General features: G+C 68.0%; 23 protein-coding genes and 3 pseudogenes. 16 read left to right on the top strand and 10 right to left on the bottom strand.

The genetic code is table 11. The features are described from left to right. Positions 1-119: 119 nt before the first annotated feature. Both KUM49_RS09960 and KUM49_RS50640 read right to left on the bottom strand, forming a co-directional pair. On the bottom strand, positions 120-344 hold the full coding sequence (locus tag KUM49_RS09960) for an iron-containing alcohol dehydrogenase (RefSeq protein ID WP_055705485.1): 225 nt from the start codon (positions 342-344) through the stop codon (positions 120-122). Further along, a complete protein-coding gene (locus KUM49_RS50640) occupies positions 341-490 on the bottom strand; it encodes a hypothetical protein (RefSeq protein ID WP_362244096.1) in 150 nt (49 codons plus the stop codon). The genes KUM49_RS09960 and KUM49_RS50640 overlap by 4 nt, the downstream gene beginning before the upstream one ends. 469 nt (positions 491-959) lie before the next feature. On the opposite strand from KUM49_RS50640, the gene KUM49_RS09965 reads away from it, so the two are divergent. From KUM49_RS09965 to KUM49_RS48185, 3 genes are all read left to right on the top strand, one after another. Continuing rightward, positions 960-1,871: an alpha/beta hydrolase gene (locus tag KUM49_RS09965; RefSeq protein ID WP_217236367.1), complete on the top strand. Its 912-nt coding sequence runs from the start codon at positions 960-962 to the stop codon at positions 1,869-1,871. Positions 1,872-2,056: 185 nt separating this feature from the next. Further along, positions 2,057-3,946 carry a propionyl-CoA synthetase gene (locus tag KUM49_RS09970; RefSeq protein WP_217236368.1) on the top strand — a complete coding sequence of 630 codons (1,890 nt, stop codon included), beginning with the start codon at positions 2,057-2,059 and terminating at the stop codon, positions 3,944-3,946. A 169-nt stretch (positions 3,947-4,115) separates the two neighbouring features. Next, positions 4,116-4,910, top strand: a complete 795-nt coding sequence (locus KUM49_RS48185; protein WP_308406590.1) for a transposase — start codon at positions 4,116-4,118, stop codon at positions 4,908-4,910. A gap of 73 nt (positions 4,911-4,983) precedes the next feature. Here KUM49_RS48185 and KUM49_RS09985 read toward each other — a convergent pair whose 3' ends face one another. Then, entirely contained in the window at positions 4,984-5,412 is a 429-nt protein-coding gene (locus KUM49_RS09985; RefSeq protein WP_217236369.1) for an ester cyclase, read from the bottom strand. A gap of 364 nt (positions 5,413-5,776) precedes the next feature. Between KUM49_RS09985 and KUM49_RS09990 the strand changes: the two genes are divergently transcribed. From KUM49_RS09990 to KUM49_RS09995, 3 genes and pseudogenes are all read left to right on the top strand, one after another. Continuing rightward, entirely contained in the window at positions 5,777-6,049 is a 273-nt protein-coding gene (locus KUM49_RS09990; RefSeq protein ID WP_254400995.1) for a hypothetical protein, read from the top strand. 118 nt (positions 6,050-6,167) lie between these two features. Further along, positions 6,168-6,402, top strand: a pseudogene (locus KUM49_RS48190) (ATP-binding protein); the annotation flags it as partial. A 296-nt stretch (positions 6,403-6,698) separates the two neighbouring features. Next, a complete protein-coding gene (locus KUM49_RS09995) occupies positions 6,699-7,766 on the top strand; it encodes an alkene reductase (protein WP_217236370.1) in 1,068 nt (355 codons plus the stop codon). Positions 7,767-7,967: 201 nt separating this feature from the next. On the opposite strand, the gene KUM49_RS10000 is transcribed toward KUM49_RS09995, so the two are convergent. Next, the gene (locus KUM49_RS10000) at positions 7,968-8,468 is read right to left on the bottom strand and encodes a PaaI family thioesterase (RefSeq protein ID WP_217236371.1); all 501 of its coding nucleotides are present in this window, start codon (positions 8,466-8,468) and stop codon (positions 7,968-7,970) included. Between the two features lie 92 nt (positions 8,469-8,560). Between KUM49_RS10000 and KUM49_RS10005 the strand changes: the two genes are divergently transcribed. Continuing rightward, positions 8,561-9,028 carry a helix-turn-helix domain-containing protein gene (locus KUM49_RS10005; RefSeq protein WP_109005512.1) on the top strand — a complete coding sequence of 156 codons (468 nt, stop codon included), beginning with the start codon at positions 8,561-8,563 and terminating at the stop codon, positions 9,026-9,028. A gap of 102 nt (positions 9,029-9,130) precedes the next feature. Next, the gene (locus KUM49_RS10010) at positions 9,131-9,703 is read left to right on the top strand and encodes a TetR/AcrR family transcriptional regulator (RefSeq protein WP_055705492.1); all 573 of its coding nucleotides are present in this window, start codon (positions 9,131-9,133) and stop codon (positions 9,701-9,703) included. 273 nt (positions 9,704-9,976) lie between these two features. Here KUM49_RS10010 and KUM49_RS10015 read toward each other — a convergent pair whose 3' ends face one another. Then, positions 9,977-10,579 (bottom strand): TetR/AcrR family transcriptional regulator, encoded by a 603-nt coding sequence (locus tag KUM49_RS10015; protein WP_217236372.1) that lies wholly within the window; start codon positions 10,577-10,579, stop codon positions 9,977-9,979. Positions 10,580-11,007: 428 nt separating this feature from the next. On the opposite strand from KUM49_RS10015, the gene KUM49_RS10020 reads away from it, so the two are divergent. Continuing rightward, complete coding sequence (locus KUM49_RS10020; protein WP_217236373.1) at positions 11,008-11,871, top strand: alpha/beta fold hydrolase; 864 nt, start codon at positions 11,008-11,010, stop codon at positions 11,869-11,871. 286 nt (positions 11,872-12,157) lie between these two features. Here the strand turns inward: KUM49_RS10020 and KUM49_RS50645 are convergent. Then, positions 12,158-12,580, bottom strand: a pseudogene (locus KUM49_RS50645) (amidohydrolase); the annotation flags it as partial. Between KUM49_RS50645 and KUM49_RS49770 the strand changes: the two are divergent. After that, positions 12,560-12,688: a hypothetical protein gene (locus KUM49_RS49770; RefSeq protein ID WP_302185418.1), complete on the top strand. Its 129-nt coding sequence runs from the start codon at positions 12,560-12,562 to the stop codon at positions 12,686-12,688. The pseudogene KUM49_RS50645 and the gene KUM49_RS49770 overlap by 21 nt on opposite strands. Here the strand turns inward: KUM49_RS49770 and KUM49_RS10025 are convergent. Beyond that, positions 12,682-14,157, bottom strand: coding sequence for a UvrD-helicase domain-containing protein (locus KUM49_RS10025; RefSeq protein ID WP_217236374.1), 1,476 nt, complete (start codon positions 14,155-14,157; stop codon positions 12,682-12,684). The genes KUM49_RS49770 and KUM49_RS10025 overlap by 7 nt on opposite strands. Before the next feature lie 150 nt (positions 14,158-14,307). Here KUM49_RS10025 and KUM49_RS10030 point away from each other — a divergent pair, with 150 nt between their 5' ends. After that, positions 14,308-14,559: a hypothetical protein gene (locus KUM49_RS10030; RefSeq protein WP_217236375.1), complete on the top strand. Its 252-nt coding sequence runs from the start codon at positions 14,308-14,310 to the stop codon at positions 14,557-14,559. 155 nt (positions 14,560-14,714) lie between these two features. Here the strand turns inward: KUM49_RS10030 and KUM49_RS50185 are convergent, their stop codons facing one another. The 3 genes and pseudogenes from KUM49_RS50185 to KUM49_RS10040 form a co-directional block, all read right to left on the bottom strand. Further along, on the bottom strand, positions 14,715-14,939 hold the full coding sequence (locus KUM49_RS50185) for a hypothetical protein (protein WP_308406593.1): 225 nt from the start codon (positions 14,937-14,939) through the stop codon (positions 14,715-14,717). A gap of 270 nt (positions 14,940-15,209) precedes the next feature. Next, positions 15,210-15,677: pseudogene (locus KUM49_RS50190) on the bottom strand (DUF6083 domain-containing protein); the annotation flags it as partial. 65 nt (positions 15,678-15,742) lie between these two features. After that, positions 15,743-16,012, bottom strand: a complete 270-nt coding sequence (locus tag KUM49_RS10040) for a helix-turn-helix transcriptional regulator (RefSeq protein WP_217236377.1) — start codon at positions 16,010-16,012, stop codon at positions 15,743-15,745. Positions 16,013-16,640: 628 nt separating this feature from the next. Here KUM49_RS10040 and KUM49_RS48195 point away from each other — a divergent pair. The 5 genes from KUM49_RS48195 to KUM49_RS10065 all read left to right on the top strand — a co-directional run bounded on the left by KUM49_RS48195 (position 16,641) and on the right by KUM49_RS10065 (position 22,763). Next, positions 16,641-17,231 (top strand): hypothetical protein, encoded by a 591-nt coding sequence (locus KUM49_RS48195; RefSeq protein ID WP_254400998.1) that lies wholly within the window; start codon positions 16,641-16,643, stop codon positions 17,229-17,231. A 523-nt stretch (positions 17,232-17,754) separates the two neighbouring features. Further along, the gene (locus KUM49_RS10050; protein ID WP_217236379.1) at positions 17,755-18,792 is read left to right on the top strand and encodes a zinc-binding dehydrogenase; all 1,038 of its coding nucleotides are present in this window, start codon (positions 17,755-17,757) and stop codon (positions 18,790-18,792) included. Positions 18,793-19,765: 973 nt separating this feature from the next. Continuing rightward, positions 19,766-20,770 carry a substrate-binding domain-containing protein gene (locus KUM49_RS10055; RefSeq protein ID WP_217236380.1) on the top strand — a complete coding sequence of 335 codons (1,005 nt, stop codon included), beginning with the start codon at positions 19,766-19,768 and terminating at the stop codon, positions 20,768-20,770. 5 nt (positions 20,771-20,775) lie between these two features. Then, a complete protein-coding gene (locus KUM49_RS10060) occupies positions 20,776-21,846 on the top strand; it encodes an ABC transporter permease (protein WP_217236410.1) in 1,071 nt (356 codons plus the stop codon). A gap of 5 nt (positions 21,847-21,851) precedes the next feature. Next, the gene (locus KUM49_RS10065) at positions 21,852-22,763 is read left to right on the top strand and encodes an ATP-binding cassette domain-containing protein (protein WP_217236381.1); all 912 of its coding nucleotides are present in this window, start codon (positions 21,852-21,854) and stop codon (positions 22,761-22,763) included. Positions 22,764-22,846: the final 83 nt, after the last annotated feature.

Consider the following 22,846-nt stretch of genomic DNA (forward strand, 5'->3'; position numbering starts at 1 on the left):
ACCGTTCCTCCGTCGCCGACTGTCGCCCCTCATGGCTGAGCAGGCGCTCGTGTCCGGAACCCCGCCAACAACCCCGTTGTGCCCACCGTGGACGAGATCCAGGACCTCTACTCGCAGATCTACGGCTGAAGGTCAAGATCCTCGCACAGGTCGCGGAGCGCCTCCACGAACCTCCCGGCCGCCAGGGCATCGCCGTCGCCGTCGGCGGCAACTCCGAACGCGCGGGCGCAGTCGGCGTACCGGCTCTCGGCGGCCGGTACGGAGAACGCCGTCACCGCGGGGAAGAGCATCGCATTCGACAGACCATGAGCGACGTGGAAGTGCGCGCCGATCGGGCGGCTCATGCCGTGCCATGGTCGACTCGCCCCACGCCATCTACCCCGGCACGGACGAGAGCGTTCAGCGCGAGGCCGCCGGAGAGCGGATTTGCCTTGCGGCTCACGTACGCCTCGACGGCACGACTGAGCGCGTCGACGACGGCGACCGACAGGAACGCCGGTCCCGAACAGAGTCATCTTCTCGTCCGTGGCGCTGTCGTGATGCTGAGGTTCGTGTGCGGAGCCTTGTAGTCCCGCATCCGGCCGCCCTGAACGCCCCACAGACAGGCTGGCGCCAAGCCTATCGGTCGTCGGATCCGGGACGGTCCCGGCAGACAGACACGGCTGCAGTCCGGCGTCCTCACGCATCACCATCAGGCGTTCCGCCGCACCGGCCCAGGCGACGGGGGGACTGCTCCTCCCAGACAGTCGGACCTCAGACCGCTGATCCGCAACGGCAGAGATTCTGGAGCGTTGATCACCCTCGGTCGCCCGCACTGCGCCGCCGCGCCCGCAGCCAGAGGTGCCCCCTACTGTTCTGCGTTTACTTTCTTATACTCAGCCAGTAGCGTCAGGACCAGCACATCAACCTGGCTGCACGCGGGACGTGGGCGTGGCAGCAACCTGCGAAGGAGCACCACCATGGGCGTAAGCCGAGAGGCACACGAGTTCGCGGAGTTCCTCGCGAGCGTGAGCGCGAAGTCGTCGACACCCGGTCTCGACCTGGCCGTCATCCGCGACATCGTGGACTCGAACCACAAGGCGTCGACCGAGCCGGAAGGCGTCACGTACGCCGAGGTGGACGCGGGCGGCGTTCCCGCCCTCTGGGCCATCCCCGATGGTGCCGATCCCGACAAGGCACTGCTCCACTTCCACTTCGGCGGATCCGTCACCGCCTCCATGCACTCGGACCGCAAGGCCGCCGGCCACATCGCCAAGGCAGCCGGAGCCCGCTCCCTCGTCGTGGACTTCCGCCTGGCGCCCGAACACCCCTACCCGGCGCAGCTCGACGACGCCGAGACGGCGTACCGGTGGCTGCTCTCGCAGGGCTACGAGCCGCGGAACATCGGCAGCACGGGCCACTCGATCGGCGGCACCCTCGCGGTGATGCTCCCGCTGCGCCTGCTCGCGAAGGGCGAGGCGACGCCGGGCGCGATCGTCAGCGTCTCGCCGTGGACCGACCTCACCATCCAGAACGCGTCGGTGGACGAGGACGAGGACAACGACAAGATGCTCAGCAGGAGCACCCTCGAACTCTTCCGAGGAGCCTGGCTGCAGGATCCCGCCGTGGACTTCACCGACCCCGCGATCAGCATCGCAAACGCCGATCTGACCGGCCTGCCGCCCACGACCGTCCACTACGGCGAGTACGAGACCCTCGCCGACGACGGCGCCGAACTCGGCCGACGCCTCGCGGACTTCAAGGTCACCTCAGAGGTCCACCCGATGCCCGAAGGGCAGCACTCGTTCATCCTGGGCGCCGGGCGCGTACCCGAGGTGGACCAGGCGATCCAGCAGATGGGCCAATGGCTGCGCAAGCACCTCGGCGCGTGAGCTGAAGGCACACTGGGCGGAGCGGCCCTTCGGCCGGACCGCCGCACCACCGCGATGCCGGTGACCGGTTCCCGCCGGTCGCCGGCATCCTGCCAGACCATGTCGGCCGGCATGCGGTGCCTGTGTCCGACACCGTTCCCCACCCAGCCACATCACCGTCCCTTGATGCCACAAAGGAGTGCGCGATGGGAACATACGAAGATGTCTTCCGCGCCAGTACCGAGGACCCGGAGAGCTTCTGGCTGAAGGCGGCGGAGGGCATCGACTGGGATGTCGCTCCGCGACGCGCTCTGGACTCCTCGGGCGCACCCTTCTACCGCTGGTTTCCCGACGGACGGCTCAACGTCTGCTTCAATGCGCTCGACCGGCACATCGAAGCCGGCCGGGGCGAGCAACCCGCGCTCGTCCACGACTCCCCCGTGACGGGCACCCGGCGCACCTACACCTACGAACAGCTGAGGGACGAGGTGGCGGCCTTCGCCGGAGCACTCGCACAGCTCGGCGTGGGACACGGCGACCGCGTGGTCATCTACATGCCGATGGTCCTCGAGGCCGTTGTCGCGGTGCTGGCCTGCGCACGCATCGGCGCGGTCCACTCGGTCGTCTTCGGCGGGTTCGCCCCTCGTGAACTCGCCCTTCGCATCGACGACGCCGCCCCCAAAGTGGTCGTCTCCGCCTCCTGCGGAATCGAGGGCAAGCGTGTGATCGCGTACAAGCCCCTGCTCGACCGGGCGATCGAGCTCGCGGTCCACAAGCCGGAGAAGAGCGTGATCCTGCAACGCCCACAGGAGACGGCCGAGTTGGGGCCTCACGACCTCGACTGGGCCGACCTGGTGGCTACCGCGCCACCGGCCGACTGTGTTCCCGTCCCCGCAACCGACCCCCTCTACATCCTCTACACCTCCGGAACCACCGGAAAGCCCAAGGGAGTCGTGCGTGACTGCGGCGGCTACGCGGTCGCCCTCCACTGGTCGATGGGCGCCGTGTACGACGTGGGCCCGGGCGAGACCATGTTCACCGGCTCCGATGTCGGCTGGGTCGTCGGGCACTCGTACATCGTCTACGCGCCCCTGCTGGCCGGCGCGACCACGGTGCTGTACGAGGGCAAGCCGGTCGGCACCCCGGACGCGGGCCAGTTCTGGCGGGTGGCCGCCGAGTACGGCGTCAAGACCATGTTCACGGCGCCTACCGCCTTCCGGGCGATCAGGAAGGAGGACCCGAAGGGGGCGCTCACCGCCGGCTACGACCTCTCCCACCTGCGCTATCTCTTCCTGGCCGGTGAACGCCTCGACCCCGAGACCTATCACTGGGCGAGCGACCTGCTGGGCGTCCCGGTGATCGACCACTGGTGGCAGACCGAGACCGGCTGGCCCATCGTCGCCAACCCTGTGGGCATCGAAGCCGCTCCCCTCAAGCCCGGCTCCCCGACCCGCCCGCTGCCGGGCTGGGACGTCCGCGTCCTCGACGCTTCGGGCAAGCCGGTGCCCGCGGGCGTCGACGGCGCGATCGTCGTGAGGCTTCCCCTGCCGCCCGGCGCGCTCCCCACGCTCTGGAAAGACGACGACCGCTACGTCGCCTCCTACCTCTCCGCCTACGACGGCTACTACCTCACCGGCGACAGCGGCCACCTCGACGACGACGGCTACGTCTTCGTCATGGGCCGCACCGACGACGTCATCAACGTCGCCGGACACCGGCTGTCCACCGGCAGCATGGAAGAGGCCCTGGCCGCCCACCCCGACGTCGCCGAATGCGCCGTCATAGGCGTCGCCGACGAACTCAAGGGACAGATCCCGCGCGGCTTCGTCGTCCTGAAAGCCGGCAGCGACCGCGAACCGGGCGAGGTCGAGGCCGAACTCGTCCAGCTCGTACGGACACGCATCGGCGCCGTCGCCTCCCTCAAGGACGTCACGGTCGTGGCCGCCCTGCCCAAGACTCGCTCGGGAAAGATCCTCCGCAAGACGATGCGCGGCATCGCCGACGGGCACGACGAACCGATCCCCTCCACAGTGGACGACCCCGGTGTCATCGAGGCCCTGCGCCCTGTTCTCCGCCGCGCCGGTCACACCCCGTGATCGGCTGTCGCCTTCCCTGGCTTGCGGTGGGCGGTAGCGCCCGGCGGACTGCCCCACCGGAGCCTTTGACGCCGATCACGCGACCTGGGGTCTCCCCAGCGACCTGGCAGTCGTCTCTACGGCCCGCGTCCAGGCATCCGATCAACTGACCACCTGAGATATCGAGCCGGTGATTGTCGCGTGGAAGGCCGCACACCGTTCGGTCAGCGGCCACCAGGGACGGTACGAGATGCGGGAGATCGTCAACTCACTCCTCTACCAGGGCCGCACCGGCCGCCAGTGGGACCTGCTTCCGCACGACCTGCCGCCGGGCGGCGCGGTGATGTACCAACTTCGCCAAGTGGCGCGACGACGGCACCGACCAGACCATACACGACCTGCTGCGCTGGCAGGTGCGGGAGATGGCGCGGCGGAAAGCGGACCCGAGCCTGGTGGTGCTCGACACCCAGAGCATGCATGCGGCGGCCGGGTGCCCGCGGAGTCGACGGGGTGTGATGCGGCAAAAAAAGTACCGGGCCGCAAGCGCAGCCTGGCGCAGCACATGACCGGCGGGGAGCTGACCCTCGGGGCGGTGCTGGCCCGGCTGGAGGAGCGGGAACGGGAGATCGCCGCGCAGGCCGAGACGACGGGAGAGCAGATCGAGCAGCTGACCGCACGGCTGGACGAGCTCGGCAGGGCCGCTGAGGAGATCCGGATCACCCGCAAGACACTGCTGGAGCTGCCCGATCCGCAGCCACCCGCGCCGCCGGCGCCGAAGCTGCCCGACCATCCGGCCTACCGGCAGATCCTGGCAGTATTCCCCGCGGCCGACGCTCCGCTGCGGGCGCGGCAGGTGTGCGAGGCGATGGACATGGAGATCGCGTCCAACACCTTCAACAACACCCGCCTGAAGCTCAAGCGGCTGACCGAGCGCGGAATCCTGGTCGAGACCGGGCAGGGTTTGTTCACCCAGCCGCGGCCGTAGCCGCCCGGCGGCTGCGGCCGGCCCGCCTGCCCCTCCCGAAAGGGGGAAACAGGCATCAACTCACGTAACCCTCTCAGGACTGCAACTGGGCGAAGAGCGTCGCCAGGTCGATGAGGCCCCAGTGGTCGGTGAGCTTCCCGTCGGCCACCTTGAACATACGGACCTCCAGCACCTTGATCGATCGGCCGGTGGCGGGAGTGCCGTTGAAGGACCCGGTGTTCGTGCCGGTGAGGATGAAGCTGATCGCGAACCAATCGTCCTCGGCGACGACACGGACCGGCGTGGCGGCGAAGTCGGGGACCGCGTCAAGGAACGACGCAAGCACCGCGCGGGCCTCCTCGAGGCCGGTGGTGGTGCCATCGGCGGCGTGGTTGCGGAAGTCCGGCGCGTACAGGGCGAACAGGGCGTCGAGGTCGCGCAGGTTGACGCGCCTGACGTACTCATCGGCAAGCCGGTGCAAGTCGGCGGCGGACGTTCGGGGCTCGACGTTCGAGGAAGACATGTGCTTCTCCAATGTGGATGGACGGAGCGGCTCCGCCCCGGTGACGGACAGGGGAATCGGGTCGAACAGGCGGGTTGGACGAGCAGGGTCTGGCACGTTTCCGACTTGCGCGAGTGCGACCACCCCTTCCGAGCCCGGGACCCGCCGGTCACGAGCGTCATCACGGGGAGGGCGACCACTCATTACCTTACGATCATAATGCTATCGGGGCGACCGAGAGGCCGCAAGCAAGTTCCGAGGTGAGTGGGATCGTGTGGCGGCCTACCGGTCGAGCACGGGGGCACGCCGTCAGCCGTGAACGTCACGGCGGAGAAGGGGGCGCAGCGTGTGCGGCAGAAAGCGCCGCGTCGGTGATGACGAACACTTGACGATCAACCGGAAGACCATTACTGCTCTCGCTGACCGTCTCCCCGCCCAGACCGCCGCGCCCGACCTGCCCGAGCACCCGGACTACCCCCGCATCCTCGCCGTCTTCAACGAGGTCACCGACCCCCTCCGGGCCCGTGATGTCTACGAAGCCCTCGACCACGAACCGCTGCCGAAGAACATCGATGGCACCCGCGCCAAGCTGAAACGCCTCGTCAGGCTCGACGTCCTCACCGAGGCCGACGCCGGCAGCTTCACCAGAAAGCAGTAGCCGACCAAGCCCCCGCGACCAGCAGCCCTGCCCCAACCTCACCTGCAAACGGACAACACCTCACGAACCGCCCTCTGCGAGCTGGAGGAACTGGTCTTCACCCCCCGAACTCGCGGTCAGTGAACTCGTGGTCAGCGAACTGGTGACGACCGCCATCCGCTACGGCAAGAGCCCTATCAAACTGCGGATGATCTTTCAGTCCGCCCTGACGAGCGAATCTCCGACGCCAGCAGCACCGCCCCGCACCTGCGCCGCGCCCAGGTCTCGACGACGACGGCCGCGGCCTGCTCCTCGTCGCCCACCCCACCGAATACTGGAGCACACGGCACACCCGCAAGGACAAGGTCATCTAGGCGGAGCAGGCGGTTCCAGCTTCCGTTGCGGAACTCCCACCGCTCTGGCGTGAGGTCCTTGCGCGAGCTGCGCCGCGCGGCTTCGCGCCCCCTGCCGGGACCCACTTGCCACAGCCCACCCGACCGCTTAGTATTACGTTCGTAATTTAATAGGCCACTGCCGACTGCGACTCGACCGGCGGGCGCAGGGCGGGTGCGTCTTCGGACCCGGAGGCAGAAGAGCCAGGTGTCCACGTCCACGCGGTGTCCGCCCCCGCCCTTTTCGGCACCACCACACACCACCTGAGGAATGACCCATGCTCAACGCCCTGTGGAACCCGACCGTCGTCGGAGAGATCGCCCTGCCGCACCGGCTGGCCATGGCCCCCCTGACCCGCAGCAGGGCCACCCCGGACGGCGTGCCGACCGAGCTGAACGCCGAGTACTACGCCCAGCGCGCCTCGCACGCGCTCATCATCACCGAGGGCACCCAGCCCTCCGCCGACGGCCAGGGCTACCCGGTGACCCCGGGCATCTACACCGAGGATCACATCGCCGGCTGGCGCAAGGTCACCGACGCCGTACACAAGGCCGGCGGACGCATCGTCATCCAGCTGATGCACACCGGGCGCATCTCCCACCCGGACAACACCCCCCACCACCGGCAGCCGGTGGCACCCTCCGCGATCAAGCCGGGCGGCCAGACGTTCACCCCGTCCGGGCTCCAGGAGATGCCGGAGCCGCGCGAACTGTCCACCGAGGAGGTCGCCGCGACGGTCGACGACTTCCGGCGCGCCGCCGCGGCCGCCATCGCGGCCGGCGCCGACGGCGTCGAGATCCACGGGGCCAACGGCTACCTGGTCAACCAGTTCCTCTTCCCCAGCACCAACCAGCGCACCGACCAGTACGGGGGCTCCCTCGACAACCGCATCCGTTTCGCGGTGGAGGTCGCCACGGCCGTTGCCGACGAGATCGGCGCCGGCCGCACCGGCATCCGGATCTCTCCCGGCAACCCCTTCAAGCTCAACGACCTCGCGGAGAGCGACCCGCACGAGCTCTACCCGCACCTCCTGCGCGCCCTCGCCCCCCTCAACCTCGCCTACCTGCACATCGGTCACGGCGGCGACGAGGAACTCCTCTCCACCCTCCGCAAGTTGTGGCCGACCACGCTGATCCTCAACCGGGCCGGTGCCGACATCGCCGCCCGCGCCAAGGACATCGAAGACGGTCTGGCCGACGTCGTCACCGTCGGCACCATGGCCCTCGCCAATCCCGACCTCGTCGAGCGCGTACGCGCCGACGCCCCCCTGAACACCCCCGACCCCGCCACCTTCTACGGCGGCGGCGCGGCCGGCTACACCGACTACCCCACCCACGCCGCCTGACGAAGAGCAGCCCGGCGCCCGAGGGAACCACCACCTTCGCCGCCTCGACACAGCTGCGGCGCACGGAGGCCGGCGACCCGAGGAGTCACGGGCCGCGACCGACCTGCGCCGCAGCGGTTTCACCTCACACCCCGGCGCTCTGCGCCGCGATCGAGGCAGTGCGACGTCACGGCCCGGACCGATACCGGTCGCCGCCGAGGCTCACCCCTGCGAGGGTGACACCGGGAAGAGCATGCAGCTGCTGGTGGCGTGGGCGAGCAGACGGTCCGTGCCGTCGACCAACTGCGCCTGGGCCAGGGCGGTTTTACGGCCCTTGCTGACCACCGTGCCGATGGCGCGTACCGTGCCCGTGTCCACGGTGATCCGTCGCAGGAACTTCACCGTGAGGTCGAGCGAGGTGTACGCAACGCCCTGCGGAAGGGTCGACTGGACTGCGCAACCAGCCGCCGAGTCGAGCAGGGTGGCGAAGATGCCGCCGTGCACGCTGCCGATCGGGTTGTAGTGCTCCTCACCCGGTGTCAGGGAGAAGACCGCCCTGCCGGGCTCCACCTCGCTCAGAGTGAAGTCGATGGAGTAATTGATGGGCGGCGCCGGCAGTCGCCCCGCCTGCAACTCACGCAGGAAGTCGATGCCGGCCATGCGTCCGGCGGCTTCCGCCAGGATCGCGGGATCTTCCCATTGATACGTACGCGTTCGTCCCACGGCCGGGCACCTTCCATCTGACTTTTGAAAACGAAGCTAGTTTCCCGCTCGCCTGACTGTCAATGACGAAGCCAGACCCTTACGCTGGCGGGATGGAGTGGCTTGAGGCGAGCACGGAGAACTGCCCTGTCCAGCGCACGCTCGACGTGGTCGGAGAGAAATGGACGTTGCTGATCTTGCGTGATGCCGTCAACGGGGTCCGCCGCTTCGACGACTTCCACCGCCACATCGGCCTGTCGGAAGCCGTCCTCAGCGACCGCCTCCGGAAGCTGATCGCGGCCGGCATCCTGAAGACCGTCCCATACCAGGAGCCGGGCAGCCGCTCCCGCAACGAGTACCGCCTGACCCGCAAGGGCTGGGATCTGTGGCCTGTCCTGATGGCGCTGAGCCAGTGGGGCGAGGCGTACGCCCTCGGCCCCGAGGGGCCCGTACTGGACATCCGTCACACCGACTGCGACGCCCCGGTCCGCGTCGTCGTCGAGTGTTCCGCGGAGCACTCCACCCTCAGCCCCGCGGAAGTCACCGCCCGACTCGGACCCGGTGCCCGCATCCGGTCGTGAGCACGCCGGTCATGGGGTCGCCGGTCATGATATTACGTGCGTCAGGCCATCGATTACCCTTGAGTGCGAAGCATGGCCTTACGGAGCGAACGGAGAAAGCTCGTGGTGCGCTACGCCAAGGAGCACAAGCAGGTGACGCGGCGACGCATCATCGAAAAGGCCGGCCACCGGTTCAAGCAGGACGGCATCGACGGCTCGGGTATCTCCACGCTGATGGCGGACGCGGGGCTCACCAACGGAGCCTTCTACGCCCACTTCGCGTCCAAGGACGACCTCGTCGCCCATGTCGTGGCCGAAGAACTGCACACGCAGGTCGCGAGTTACAGCACCCTGCGGCCCGGCCGCCCGGGACTCGAGGACCTCATCCGCGAGTACCTGTCTCCCGAGCACCGGGACCACCCCGGCCTCGGTTGCCCCTCCGCCGCCCTTCTCGACGAGATCGGCCGCTGCGAGGACGGGACCAGGCAGGCCTACAGCGACGGCGCGCGGGCCATCCTGGAGGAGATCTCCGCCCGCCTGACACCCGAGGACCCGCGGTCCGCTCAGGCCAAGGCCATCGGGCTGTTCACCATGCTGGTGGGGACGATGCAGCTGTCCCGCGCCCTGTCCGACCGGAAGCGCGCCGATGAGGTCCTTGAGCTGGGGATCGAGAACGCTCTCGCGTTCATGGGGTGAGGCGCAAGGCGAGGTCGCGTCAGTGAACGGGCGCCTCGAGCCGCTCGCCCAAAGGGCGCCACGCCCCTGAGGCACCACCCTCGGCCCAGACTACGACCGCACCGCACGCCTTTTGCCGCTCGAGGAACTCGAGAACCGTCTCCACGAACTGCCCGTGGAACTGGAAGATGCCGCCATGGCCGGCGTCGGGGTAGAGGACCAACTCGCCGTTCGGCACTCGCGCGCCAGGTCGACCGAGTTCCGGGTCGGAACCATCCAAGGGGTGCGGGTGTGTCACATCGCGGGGCTGGAATGCCCGTGCTCCACGCCCAGCAGGGCGAGGGCGTTGTGGATGCCCTGTTCGAGCAGTTCGTCGGCAAGCTGCCGGTCGGTGAGGGCTCGGGAGAGCTGGAGCGTCCCGGCCATCATGGCGTAGGCGCCGAGCGCCTTGGTGCGGACCGAGAGGGGATCGTCGGGTGCCAGGCGGGCGGCGATGCCGTCGATGACCATCAGTACGCCGTCGGTGTAAGCCTGCTTGGTCGGGTCTGTGCAGCGCCGGATTTCGTCGAGCAGGGCGGCGGAGGGGCAGCCGTCGTCGGAGCTGTCGCGATGCTGGGCGGACAGGTACCGGCGCACGATCTGCTCAAGTCCTGCGCGACCGGGTGCCGCCTGCGCGACGATCCTCGCGTTCTGCGCCTGCAGTTGGTCGGAGACCGCGGTGGCCACGAGGTCGTCTTTCGACGTGAAATGGGTGTAGAAGGCGCCGTTGGTCAGCCCCGCGTCCGTCATGAGGGTTGAGATGCCCGAGCCGTCGATGCCGTCCCGCTTGAACCGGCGACCGGCCGCCTCGATGATCCGCTGCCGGGTCGCCTGCTTGTGCTCTTTCCCGTAGCGCACCGCGCGCTCCTTTGCTCGTCGGAGAGGCTGCTTGCTCTTGGCGGGCACCCTTATAATGTCGCATTTCGATCGTACTTCAATGGATTCGAGGCTCCAGCGGCCGCCCGTTCGGCGGCGAGGTGCCGTGCCAGGTGGCGCGGTATCCCCTCACTCGGGGGCGTTCATTTGCGCACCATGGAGTGCGGTCGACTGCGGGGGCCCGCTTGCGATCCATCGTCTCCATGCACAGTATTATGAGTGTAATCCAATGTCCCTCGGTTGGCGCCGCCTCAGCGCTCGGCGAGGCGGATGCCGGGGTGATCAGAACGAGCCGGATGACATGGGTCGGTACCCACCACTGTGTGACCTGGTCGACAGTGTCGGTGCAGTGCATCGGGCGCTGGCGAAGAGAACTCCGTCCTTGAAACTCGCTACAGAAGGACCTGGACATGAACACACCGCGGAATTCACCGTCCTCCTCGCCCTCGTCGTCCTACCAGAACGCGCCGACCCGCTCCGTGTCCGTCCGCGGCGAGGACTTCGCCTATCGGGAACTCGGCCCTGAGGACGGCGTACCGCTGATCCTCCTGATTCACCTGGCCGGGGTCCTGGACAACTGGGACCCGCGCGTCGTCGACGGACTCGCCGCACGACGCCGGGTCATCGCCTTCGACAACCGCGGGGTGGGCGGATCGAGCGGCTCCACGCCGGACACGATCGAGGCGATGGCCCGCGACGCGGTGCTGTTCATCCGAGCCCTCGAGTTCGACCAGGTCGATCTGCTCGGCCTGTCGATGGGCGGCTTCATCGCACAGGTCATCGCTGAACAAGAACCTCACCTCATCCGCAAGGTCATCCTGGCGGGCACAGGCCCCGCCGGTGGCCCCGGCATCGACAAGGTCCCGGCGCTCACCCTCCAGGCCACGCTCAAGGGCGCCCTGACCCGCCAGGATCCCAAGCTCTCCCTCTTCTTCACCGAAACCGAGGGCGGTCGGCGGGCGGGACGGGCCTTCCTGGAACGGCTGAAGGAGCGCACGCACCACCGCGACGAGGACATCTCGTTGCCGGCGTTCCGAGCCCAGCTGAAGGCCATCAGACAATGGGGCCGCCAGGCACCGTCGGAGATTCGCCAACCGGTGCTCGTGGCAAACGGCGAGAACGACCGCATGGTGCCCAGCCACAACACCCTCGACCTGGCCGCCCGCCTGCCCCGGAGCGAACTCGTGCCCCTCTACCCGGATGCCGGACACGCGGGGATCTTCCAGTACCACGATGAATTCGTGGCAAGGGCACTCGAGTTCCTTGGGTCCTAACCCCGAGCCAAGCCGCGCTGCCCGCACCTTCACGCTCGCACAACGCCCTCGGAAACGTCAGCTCGGCCGTCACCGTTCGCCGGCCCTGGCCGTGGAAGGCGGCCCCCTGCTCAACCGTGCCTGAGTGCGGCCCTGTACGTCGTCGTCGGCCCGCGCGACGAAAGGGCGTCCAAGCAAACAGTCGCGCTGGGTTGGCGCACAGTATCCGCAGGGCTTCGGTGGGGTTGAGTTCCGCCGTGAGCCAGGTCGGGGTGCTGTAGGCACGGCCATTTGCACGACAAGGCACGGCCGCCTTCGCCCACACGTGCTCGGCCAGCAGGCGGGAGAGCGCAGCGGATCCGGGGTAGGACAGAGACAAGGCCGCCGGCAGCCCCCGATGATCGACAACCACCGCGCCGGGCCAGCCGAGCAGCCAGGGTTCCAGGTCCTCCCACTGGCGTTGCTGTGCCTGGACTTCCAAGTGGAGTCCAGGGGCGGCGAGTTCGTGCACCAGTCGCTGCCAGAGCCGATCTTCCAGCGGGGGTACCGGGCCGCTGATCAGGTTGAGGCGGATCCCGCACGCACCCGTCTCCACGAGCCGGTCGAGCTCTTCCCCCCGACGTCCGGGGTCTATGACGGCCACGCCGCGGAGGGGGCCCCGGCGCCTTGCCGAGGGCCTGGAGCAGGTAGGAGTCGTCCGCGCCGAGGCATGTTCACGGGAAGCGCCCACGGCATCGCCGTCGTCGCCGTGCTCCCCGAGACCCTCGCACAGGAAACTCGATACCCCGCACTCCCCACGGACGAAGCCACCGCCCCGCCGGTCGCCTCCGCTCACTGAACCACTCCGTCCGAGGCGGCTGGAATGAGGTCGATCCACGAAAGACCACCGAGATCGAGCCGACTGCGGGCGCGTGTCACGGCGACGTAGGCGAGGCGGGCGTCCGTTTCACTCACGGGTTCCGGGATCGGGCAACCACGGTCGTCGTGTTGATCGCTGTCCGGGGGCGGGGGGAAGTCATCGGCGATCTTGACCGTGGGCCATTCCCGGCCTTTGGCCTTGTGGGCCGTGGAGACCGTGACGTCGGCCTTGTCCTCGTCGGTCAGTGCGTGGACCGCGGTGATGATGGCCTCGGGTCCGTGCTGGTCGACAAGTTCTACGAAAGGCTGCAGATCGCGGCCGGCCGGATCGTGATCCGCGTACTCCTGCAGCTCGCCCCAGGAGGCGAAGAGAACGAGTTCTGGGTGGGCGGTGCGACGGCCGTCTTTGAGGTCCCGTGCAGCCAGCGCCAGCGCGACGAGCGTATGCCCTCCCCGCGTCAGTGCGACGCGGTGGCCGGCGGCCAGCAGTCGCATGACCTCGGTCATGGCCCCGATGTTGGTGCGGCACAGCACCGCGTCCGGGGAGGCGACGAGACCGACCTTCGTCGGGATCGCCTCGGTGCCTGTCAGTCGGATGGGCGCGTCGGTGAACGCGAGCCACCGGTTGGCTTGTTCGGCAAGGAGGGGGCCGAAGCGGAAGGATCGAGTCAGGGTGAGGTGGGTGGCTTCGAAGCCTGTCATGATGTCCCGGGCTCCGCGCCAGCCGTAGATCGCCTGAGCGGAGTCGCCGACCATGACCAGCTGGGTGTGGGCACGTTGAGCGGCGAAGACCTGTTCCAGGACGGGGTTGGTGTCCTGTGCTTCGTCGAGGAAAAGGAAGTCGGCGTCGATCTTTGGTTCAGTGAGGGCCCACATCTTCAGGTAGTGGTCATGCTCGAAACGGACCACGCCCTGCTCGGGATTCTGCAGGTCTCCCCACGCCTTGTCCGCGAACGACGTCACGACCTCGGCGAGGCGGGCGTGTTCGTCCGGCGCACTCAGGCCGCGCAGCGCGGGTACGTGGTGAGAAGCCAGCGTGCGATCAGCCGAGTGGCAGAAGCGGGTCACCGTGCGCAGGACGCTGTGTGACAACGTCCTGTGGCTGATCTCGTGATCTCCGATTCGGACAGGAGAGGTGATGCCGAGGGCCTGCCCGATCTTCCACGCGGGTTGGCGGGGGCTGTTGAGTCTGCGAGCGAAGCGGTGGCCAAGGGCTGCGTAGGCCGTGGCGTGGGCGGTCTTGCACATCACGGATCGCGGGAAGCGTGCGGAGGCGTCGTGTGCGATGTCCTTGTTGAAGGCGAGGTAGCGCCCTCGGCGTTTGGTACTCGCGGCGAGCAGGCTCAGCGTGCTGGTCTTTCCTGTGCCGGCGCCGGCCTGCAGCACGAGGTGATGGCCATCTCGGAATGCTTCGACAGCGTGAGCCTGTTCGTCTGTGGGCGTGTGCAACAAGGGCTCCACGGAGGAGAAGGGCTAAGGGTTCGGGTGCGCGTGCGACTGGCTCCGCCCAGCGCGGCCGGCGGCGTACGAGTCAGATACGGCCGGATCACGACGACGGAGCAGGATGTGGGCTGTGCAAGCCAGTACGTCCTCGGAGGAGTGGAGAGCGAGCAGGCCTTCGAGTTGCGCCGTCAGTTGCAAGGAGCGTTCTCTCTCGTTCCGATCGAGGGCTGCGGTCAGGCTCCGGGCGACGAAGTCTCCGGGACGCTGTCCTCTGGCGGTCGCGGCCTGGCGGATCGCCGCTCGCGCGGTACGGCTGAACTCGAGATTGAGAAGGACCTGCCCGTGCTGGTCGGGGTAGTGGGTGGCCAGGACATCGATGGGCAGAACGTGGTGCAGCCGTCGCCGTAGTGACCGCAGCGCGCGGCCGGGGGTCCTGGCCGGCTGGACGGCCATCAACCGGGTGCGGTTGGCGTTCGCTGCGAGTGACACCGTACGACGTGCTCGGTGGAGCTCGCCATTGGTGGCTGGCCTGGTCAGCAGGATTTCAATGCCATGGTGCGAGGTCACGACCCAGCCGTTCCATGCTCGTGGTGCGTCGGGCGCGGACGACGGACGTGGTTCGGCAGGCGGTTGTGGATGTGCTCGCGGTGGAGCATGGGGTCGAAGGGCTCCCAGTCGGCCAGCGCGAGGTCCGCTGCTGACTGGGTTGCGGTGTGGGTGGAACAGCGCTGCATGCGCCAGCGCAGCTGCTCGGCGTAGGGCAGGGCGGTGAGGTCATATACAGCCATGAGCTCACAGGGCAAGGCCAGTTGCCCCCGTGTGGCCGTAGCGGGTACCAGCCTCCAGACGCCCACGGGGCCGTCCGTAAGCAGCCTCTGCGAGCAGCGGTCGCGATGCCGCGTCTGCGCCACGCACTGGATTTCGTCCACAGGTTGCGCAGCGAGGTAGCGGACATACAGGAACTGCACTACGGGTCTGGCGGGTCGGCAGCCGTCCGGTTGTGCCGTTGGCCGGCTCGAAGGGGTGATCGGGGTGAACACGCCGGTGTCAATCAGACGGCGTGTGTGCAGGGCCAGATCCCGGCGCAGCCCGTCCAGCGCGGAGGCTTCGGGCGCAGCGTCGCGGGCGGGGCAGACTGGGGCGTGAGCCAAGCGGCACCAGGGTCTGCCATCGCCGGCCGGATGGGCGACACCAGAGCTGACGTGCCAACGGTAGGCGGCGGGCACCTCGGCCGCAGGCACTTCCCGGGGGTGCAGGCGGACGGGCCGCGCAAAGCTGCGGTGGTACCACTCGACCGGGTTGCCGCACTCTCGGCAGCGATCACGCTGAGCGCAGCGGAGGAGCCGACTGGGGCTGTCGTGCTCGATACGCAGTGAGCGTCGGGGGTAGGCGACAGCGGGGCTGTCGTCCCAGTGCCGCGGTGTGGATGAAGAACGCATGCGTGCGAAGGTGCCAGGCAACACGCCGCATCCACAGCGCCAAGGCTGGAGAGTCCCTCGAACAGCCCCATTCCGTGAAACGCACATTCGAGTTGTCGATCAGAGGTTCGTGTCGCTTCGCCGGTCCGGGTGATTGGCGCGAGCCCTCCCAGTCAACGGTCACCGCCGGTCGGCCCCGGGGGCTCGTGCCCCTCACACACGACTCCGAAGAGCTCGTCGAGTGGAGTGTTCAAGGCATGGGCGAGGGCGTGCCAGGTCTTGAGAGTGCCGATGGTGCGCCCCTGCTCAATCTCGATGAGGGTCCTTCTGGCCAGGCCGCTTCGAGCAGCGAGCTCGTCATAGGTCCAGCCGCGCGCCGCCCGCAGCCGGGCAAGCTCCAGACGCAGCGCCTCGAAATCCGGGTCGGGCGGGAAGATCGTCACCCGACAATCCGACGGTGCAGACCACTGCCCTGTCAGTGCAGACCTCTGCCCTATTTCTGCAGGTGACACCATCAAGTGAAGGGCAGAGGTCTGCACTACCGTGTGCGGGCCACCCCACCCTCTGCGGGTACGGCGCAGACATGACGGGAGGAACACGCCACCCATGAGGCTTTGCACGACGCGACCCGGCGTCCGGCGCGCCTGGACCGTGGAACTGCGCCCGCAGCCCGGCGGACCGATCCTCGTATGCCAGCAGTGCTCCCACAGCGACCGACTGCTCAGCGGCACGTCCGCTCGGTCGGAGCTCCTGGCCCACCTGGCACGACACGCTCGCCGCGATCTCCTCCCTGCCCACCTTCGTACCTGCCAGTGCCACGAGCGCGGCTGCAGCTGGCACTCGCGCCATCGAGGCTGCGGTGGGCCCATCCGGCTCGTGCTCGCACGCGAGCGAGGCGGACGGCTGTGGCGCCTCGCGGACGCGTGCACGGCCTGCGCCGCCGCTACTTCACAAGCGGCCGTCGTTCCCGACACGTTCATCAACGCTGCGACGGCGCCGCCGGCGCATGCGGACATCCGTCGAAAGCACCGAAGCCCCAGAGGCCCGGACAGGCAGACCCGGGTGCGGGAGATGCTCAACTACCTCGCCTCCGCGCTGCCGACTGAGACCAGCCCTGCCGCCCGACTGATCGCCCTGCAATGCGCCTTGCGCATGAACGACTCGGCTCAAGTCCGCTTGCCGCTCGGGGTACTGCGCAGCCTTCGATTGGAACCTGCCACGGATTCCTGGCGGGATCTCCACCAGGCACGATGGCTATGCGCAACCCTGCCCGCGTCGCACTCCAACGCACGCGCTGTGGTCATCCAGCTCCTCGACGTCGGGCTCTTCGCCCAATGCCCGGCCCGTCCCGACCGGCTCGCTGCCGCAGACTGGGCGCTGCGAGCCGCTTGCGGCATCCGCATGGGCTGCGCCCCGTTTTCCCAGCTCATTGCCATGTGTATCAAGGCCCATACCGCTCCCGAGAGCACCCATGGAACAGCTGAAGTGGATCAGCTGGCACGCGAGTGCGGGCTGGCCGCAACGGATTTCACGGATGCACTTGACCAATTGACGGCCGCAGGGCACATCAGCTCCTGGAGCGTGCAGTCGGCGTCGGGAGATCTGTACTGGACACTGACAGAGCCCGGCGGGCGTGGATGCGAAGGAACGACTCGTCGGTGACTGGCAGACGTCGACGGTCCGTCACACGCAACGTCGATATCGCAAACATCCGTGCCGAGGCGCCGGGGGCATCGCTCTCGCTCTCAGCGCCGACGCGGGATCCTGATCGACTAACGTCGAATTCCCGCCGCTCGCTTCTGACGCGTCCGCTGAGCGATTTTCCGAGCGCCTGAAGCATTCATACGCCAGGCCGCGAATTGCAGGCCGACGTCGAACTGCTCCGCCACCTGTTCGTCGGCCCCGCCCGACAGAGCCGCGCCGATCGCCGCCGTCATGGGAATGAGCAACTCCCCCAGAGAGAGCCGCGGCCTGCTTCTCCTTCAGCGCCATCTCAGGGCCTAGTTTTTTTCTAGGCCGGTTCGGCTCCGTGGCACCCGCAGAGGCCTCGGTTGCCACCCGGACCACCTCGGCGCGGAAGTCCGCGTCCCAGATGAAGCCCGTCGTGCCTCCGGCATAGCCGACCCGTCGGATCACCAACCCCCCGCCCCTTCAACCTGTTCGCGTTCATGAGGAGAGAGCACGGATGCTGACTGCTGTTGGCCTCGCCGACGGCCACTACCTGTCGGTCGAGGAGGTCGACCCCCGCAAACCGGGCCCGCACGACATCGTCGTACGAGTCGGCGCCAGCGGGGTCTGCCACACCGACGTCGCCGTCCCGGCCACCTGCCGATGCCACTGCCCCTCGTCCTCGGCCACGAGGGCGCCGGAGACCGGCTCCGAGGTGACCTCCGTCGCCGTCGGCGACCGGGTCATCGGCACCGTGGGCGCTGTGTGCGGCACCTGCTGGTACTGCGTCCGCGACATGACCCACCTCTGCGACAACAGCATGGCCATGACCTCGGCGCCGCGCGTCAAAAGGACCGACGGCACGGAGGTTCCAGCCTTTGTCGGCCTCGGCACCTTCGCCGAGGCGATGACCGTGCACGATGCAAGCGTGGTCCCCGTGACCACGGACCTGCCGGACGAACAGCTCGCGCTGATCGGATGCGCCATCACCAACGGCCTGGGGGCGGTGTTCAACACGGCTCAGGTGAAGCCCGCTTCGAGCATCGTGGTCATCGGCTCCGGCGGTGTCGGTCAGGCGGTGATCCAAGGCGCGCGGATCGCCGGTGCCGCCCGGATCATCGCTGTCGATCCCCTGGAGAACAAGCGGTCGGCCGCGCTCGGTTCCGGCGCGACGGACACGATCGACCCCACGAGCGCCGACCTGGTCGACGAAGTCCGGCGTCTCACCGGCAGACGCGGCGCCCACCACACCTTCGAAGTGGTGCGCAACCCCACGACCATCACCCAGGCGTGGGACGCCGCCCGCCGCGGCGGGACGGTCGCCCTCGTCGGAATGCCGGCCGCCGACGCGATGATCACCATGCCCGCGCTTTCCCTGGCCTCGGACGACAAACCGCTGTGCGGCAGCCTCTACGGCGGTACGCAGGCCCGGCGGGACATTCCGCTGATCGTGGAGTTGGCGGAGACAGGCCGCCTGGATCTCGCGTCGATGGTCACGCGCCGCGTACCACTGCACGAGGTGAACGACGCCATTCGAGCGTTGGAGGCGGGGTGAGCAGATCCGCACCGTCGTCGTATGACCCTCTGAAGTCAATCCAACCGCCATGGAGGCCAGCGCCGCACGCGGAGCTGGCCTCCGGGTTTCTTCCTCTCACCCACAAAGAGGAACACCTGTGCCCTACGACGCGTCGCTGTCCCCCACCTACTGCTTGTCGGAGCTGGAGCAATGGGCGTCATAACCGGATACCACCTGCAGTTAGCCGCGCCGAAGTGATGTTCCAGGTACGGCCGGCACACGTGGAGAAGCTGCCGCTGCCCCAGACGCTCTCCTCCTAGGACAGCGCGACCGTGAATCACTCCGCTGGCTACCGGGTGATTTCGGATGTCTCGGAAGTCGCCGACCAGACCTATGAGTACGGCATCGTCACCCTCGACGGCGCCTCCTCGTACTCCGTTGAGGGCACCACACTCCTGAACCACCTTGGCGACGCCGTCCGTGGAAGCTCCGCCACCGTTGTCATCGGAGGCATCGTGGTGCCGAGAGATCGGCCGGCAGGTCGACCCCGTTGGGCATCGGCACCCGTAGCTCCGCTGGACCACGACATCCCGGGTCAAAGTGGGGGACAGCTTCAGTCGGCGCTCGATGAGATGGCCGATCAGGTTCACCACGGATGCTTCGTCCGTCAGCGCGGTCCTTTCCGGACGCCGGATCAAACGGCAGGAAGAGGAGCGTACGCCCGACATCTTCGAGATCACGTCGGCGGCCAGGCAGTCCATGTTGTCGATACGTCCTGACAAACCTCTTGACACCGCCGACAGGGCATTCAATAGTACGGGCATCTAGAACGTACTAGTAGCACGTTCTAGAGGCTGCCGAGCCGCACACACCCGATGGCTGCCGCAGACGACACGCTCCGCCGCACACGGCGTTCTCATCAACCGCTCGCCCGCGCCACTCGGCCGGGCGCGGCCCTCCCGAGGCCGGAACCCCATTCCCACCCTGATCAGCACAGCGAGGTGCAAGGGACATGCACAGACACCACAGAGCCGCCGCACTGGCCGCCACCGTTCTCACCGGCGCTCTTCTCGCCACCGGCTGCTCCAGCAGCTCAGGCGGCAAGAAGTCCGAGGAGACCGCGAACGGCGCGTCGGCGGGCAAGGCCACCACGCCCCGCATGACCGTCGCGCTGGTCACCCACCAGGCCCCCGGCGACACCTTCTGGGACACCGTCCGCAAGGGCGCCGAGGCCGCCGCGGCCAAGGACAACATCAAGCTCATCTACTCCGCCGACCCCAACGCGGGCAACCAGGCCAACCTGGTGCAGAACGCGATCGACCAGAAGGTCGACGGCATTGCCGTCACGCTGGCCAAGCCGGACGCCATGAAGTCCGTCCTGGCCAAGGCGGAGCAGGCCGGCATACCCGTGACCGGCCTCAACGCCGGCCTGAGCCAGTGGAAGAGCCTGGGCCTCCTGGAGTACTTCGGCCAGGACGAGAGCGTGGCGGGCGAGGCCTTCGGCAGGAAGCTCAGTGACATCGGTGCCAAGCACGCCGTCTGCGTCGTCCAGGAACAGGGCAACATCGCCCTGACCCAGCGCTGCGACGGCGTGAAGAAGACCTTCTCCGGCAAGACCGACGTCCTCTACGTCAACGGAACCGACATGCCGTCGGTGAAGTCGACGATCACCGCCAAGCTCTCGGCAGACAAGTCCATCGACGAGGTGGTCACGCTTGCCGCGCCGATCGCGCTGACCGCCACGCAGTCGGTCTCGGACGCCGGCAGCAAGGCGAAGGTCGCCACCTTCGACCTCAACAAGGACCTCATCAAGGCCATCCAGGAGAACTCCATCCAGTTCGCCGTCGACCAGCAGCCCTACCTCCAGGGCTACCTGGCCGTCGACGCGCTGTGGCTCTACAAGAACAACGGCAACTACAGCGGCGGCGGTGAGCAGCCCGTGCTGACCGGCCCTGCCTTCGTCGACAAGTCCAACGTCGACAAGGTCGCCGCCTTCGCCGCAAAGGGAACCCGGTGACGAGCATGACCCAGCACGCCGAGCCGGCGGTGACCACACCGCCGGCCACCGGCCCCAAGGACACCGACGGGCGCACCGCCGAACGGTCCATGATCGTAAGGCTGTTGGCCCGCCCCGACGTGGGCGTCTTCCTCGGTGCCGTGGCCGTCTACGTGTTCTTCCTGATCGCGGCGCCGCCGGTGCGCGACGCCAGCTCGATGGCGAACATCCTCTACCAGTCCTCCACCCTGGGCATCGTGACCGTCCCGGTGGCACTGCTGATGATCGGCGGCGAGTTCGACCTGTCGGCCGGCGTCGGAGTGATCACCTCGGCGCTGACCGCGAGCATGACCGCCTACCAGCTGAGCATGAACGTCTGGGTCGGCGTCATCGCCGCCCTGATCGTGTCGCTGGCGGTCGGCTTCTTCAACGGCTGGATGGTCGTCAAAACTGGCCTGCCGAGCTTCCTGGTCACCCTGGGCAGCTTTCTGATCCTGCAAGGGGTCAACCTCGCGGTGACCAAGCTGGTCACCGGCAACGTCGCCACCGACGACATCAGCACCATGGACGGCTTCGACCAGGCCAGGAAGGTCTTCGCCTCCAGCTTCGACATCGGCGGCGTCCAGGTGAAGATCACCGTCTTCTGGTGGCTGCTGTTCGCGGCGATCGCTACCTGGGTGCTGCTGCGCACCAAGTACGGCAACTGGATCTTCGCGGTCGGCGGCAACAAGGAGTCGGCCCGCGCGGTCGGCGTCCCGGTCGCCTTCACGAAGATCTCGCTGTTCATGTTGGTCGGCGTCGGCGCCTGGTTCGTCGGCATGCACCAGCTGTTCTCGTTCAACACCGTGCAGTCCGGCGAGGGCGTGGGCATCGAGCTGATCTACATCTCCGGCGCGGTGATCGGCGGCTGTCTGCTGACCGGCGGCTCTGGTTCCGCAATCGGCCCGGTCTTCGGCGCGTTCATGTTCGGCATGGTGCAGCAGGGCATCGTCTACGCCGGCTGGAACCCCGACTGGTTCAAGGCCTTCCTCGGCGTGATGCTCCTTGGCGCCGTCCTGATCAATCTGTGGGTCCAGCGCACAGCGACCCGGAGGTGACCCGAATGACAACCAACGAAACCGGCACCCACGGCGCTGTCCTCGCGGACAGGGCCCCCGAGAAGAACTTCCCGGTCGTTGAACTGCGCAACGCGGGCAAGGCGTACGGCAACATCCGTGCCCTGCACGGCGTGAGCCTGACGGTGCATCCCGGCCAGGTCACCTGCGTGCTCGGCGACAACGGCGCCGGCAAGTCCACCCTCATCAAGATCATTTCGGGGCTGCACCAGCACACCGAGGGCGAGTTCCTCGTCGACGGCGCCCCGGTGCGCTTCTCCACCCCCCGTGAGGCGTTGGACAAGGGCATCGCGACCGTCTACCAGGACCTGGCCGTGGTCCCGCTGATGCCGGTGTGGCGCAACTTCTTCCTCGGTTCCGAGATGACGAAGGGCCCCTGGCCGATCCGCCGTCTGGACATCGAGAAGATGAAGCAGACCGCCGACCACGAGCTGCGCGAGATGGGCATCGTCCTGGACGACCTCGAACAGCCCATCGGCACCCTCTCCGGAGGCCAGCGCCAGTGCGTTGCCATCGCCCGCGCCGTCTACTTCGGCGCCCGCGTCCTGATCCTGGACGAGCCCACCGCGGCCCTGGGCGTGAAGCAGTCCGGCGTGGTCCTCAAGTACGTGGCCGCCGCCCGCGACCGCGGGCTTGGGGTCATCTTCATCACCCACAACCCGCACCACGCCTACATGGTCGGCGACCACTTCAGCGTGCTGCGCCTGGGCACCATGGAACTCTCCGCCGAGCGCAGCCAGATCACGCTCGAGGAGCTGACCAACCACATGGCCGGCGGCGCCGAACTCGCCGCGCTCAAGCACGAGTTGTCCCAGGTCCGCGGCGTCGACGTCGAGGAACTCCCCGAAGAGGCCGACCTCACCGCACCCGTAGCAGTCACCAAGGAAGCCGCCTCCTGATAACCGTGGCGGCCGGCCCCGCCCACACGTCTCCGCCACCGACGGGCGCAACCAACTGAGACGCCAAGTCCACCTCTCCACCC

It is taken from the genome of Streptomyces sp. AC555_RSS877, assembly GCF_019049245.1.
Classification (GTDB): Bacteria; Actinomycetota; Actinomycetes; order Streptomycetales; family Streptomycetaceae; genus Streptomyces.

What these genes read in the sequence shown, in the direction of transcription:
- KUM49_RS09960 (WP_055705485.1), bottom strand. Translation starts at nt 344, where the DNA reads ATGAGCCGCCCGATCGGCGCGCACTTCCACGTCGCTCATGGTCTGTCG.
- KUM49_RS09965 (WP_217236367.1), top strand. Translation starts at nt 960, where the DNA reads ATGGGCGTAAGCCGAGAGGCACACGAGTTCGCGGAGTTCCTCGCGAGC.
- KUM49_RS09970 (WP_217236368.1), top strand. Translation starts at nt 2,057, where the DNA reads ATGGGAACATACGAAGATGTCTTCCGCGCCAGTACCGAGGACCCGGAG.
- KUM49_RS09985 (WP_217236369.1), bottom strand. Translation starts at nt 5,412, where the DNA reads ATGTCTTCCTCGAACGTCGAGCCCCGAACGTCCGCCGCCGACTTGCAC.
- KUM49_RS09995 (WP_217236370.1), top strand. Translation starts at nt 6,699, where the DNA reads ATGCTCAACGCCCTGTGGAACCCGACCGTCGTCGGAGAGATCGCCCTG.
- KUM49_RS10005 (WP_109005512.1), top strand. Translation starts at nt 8,561, where the DNA reads ATGGAGTGGCTTGAGGCGAGCACGGAGAACTGCCCTGTCCAGCGCACG.
- KUM49_RS10020 (WP_217236373.1), top strand. Translation starts at nt 11,008, where the DNA reads ATGAACACACCGCGGAATTCACCGTCCTCCTCGCCCTCGTCGTCCTAC.
- KUM49_RS49770 (WP_302185418.1), top strand. Translation starts at nt 12,560, where the DNA reads ATGTTCACGGGAAGCGCCCACGGCATCGCCGTCGTCGCCGTGCTCCCC.
- KUM49_RS50185 (WP_308406593.1), bottom strand. Translation starts at nt 14,939, where the DNA reads ATGGCTGTATATGACCTCACCGCCCTGCCCTACGCCGAGCAGCTGCGC.
- KUM49_RS48195 (WP_254400998.1), top strand. Translation starts at nt 16,641, where the DNA reads ATGCTCAACTACCTCGCCTCCGCGCTGCCGACTGAGACCAGCCCTGCC.
- KUM49_RS10050 (WP_217236379.1), top strand. Translation starts at nt 17,755, where the DNA reads ATGCTGACTGCTGTTGGCCTCGCCGACGGCCACTACCTGTCGGTCGAG.
- KUM49_RS10055 (WP_217236380.1), top strand. Translation starts at nt 19,766, where the DNA reads ATGCACAGACACCACAGAGCCGCCGCACTGGCCGCCACCGTTCTCACC.
- KUM49_RS10060 (WP_217236410.1), top strand. Translation starts at nt 20,776, where the DNA reads ATGACCCAGCACGCCGAGCCGGCGGTGACCACACCGCCGGCCACCGGC.
- KUM49_RS10065 (WP_217236381.1), top strand. Translation starts at nt 21,852, where the DNA reads ATGACAACCAACGAAACCGGCACCCACGGCGCTGTCCTCGCGGACAGG.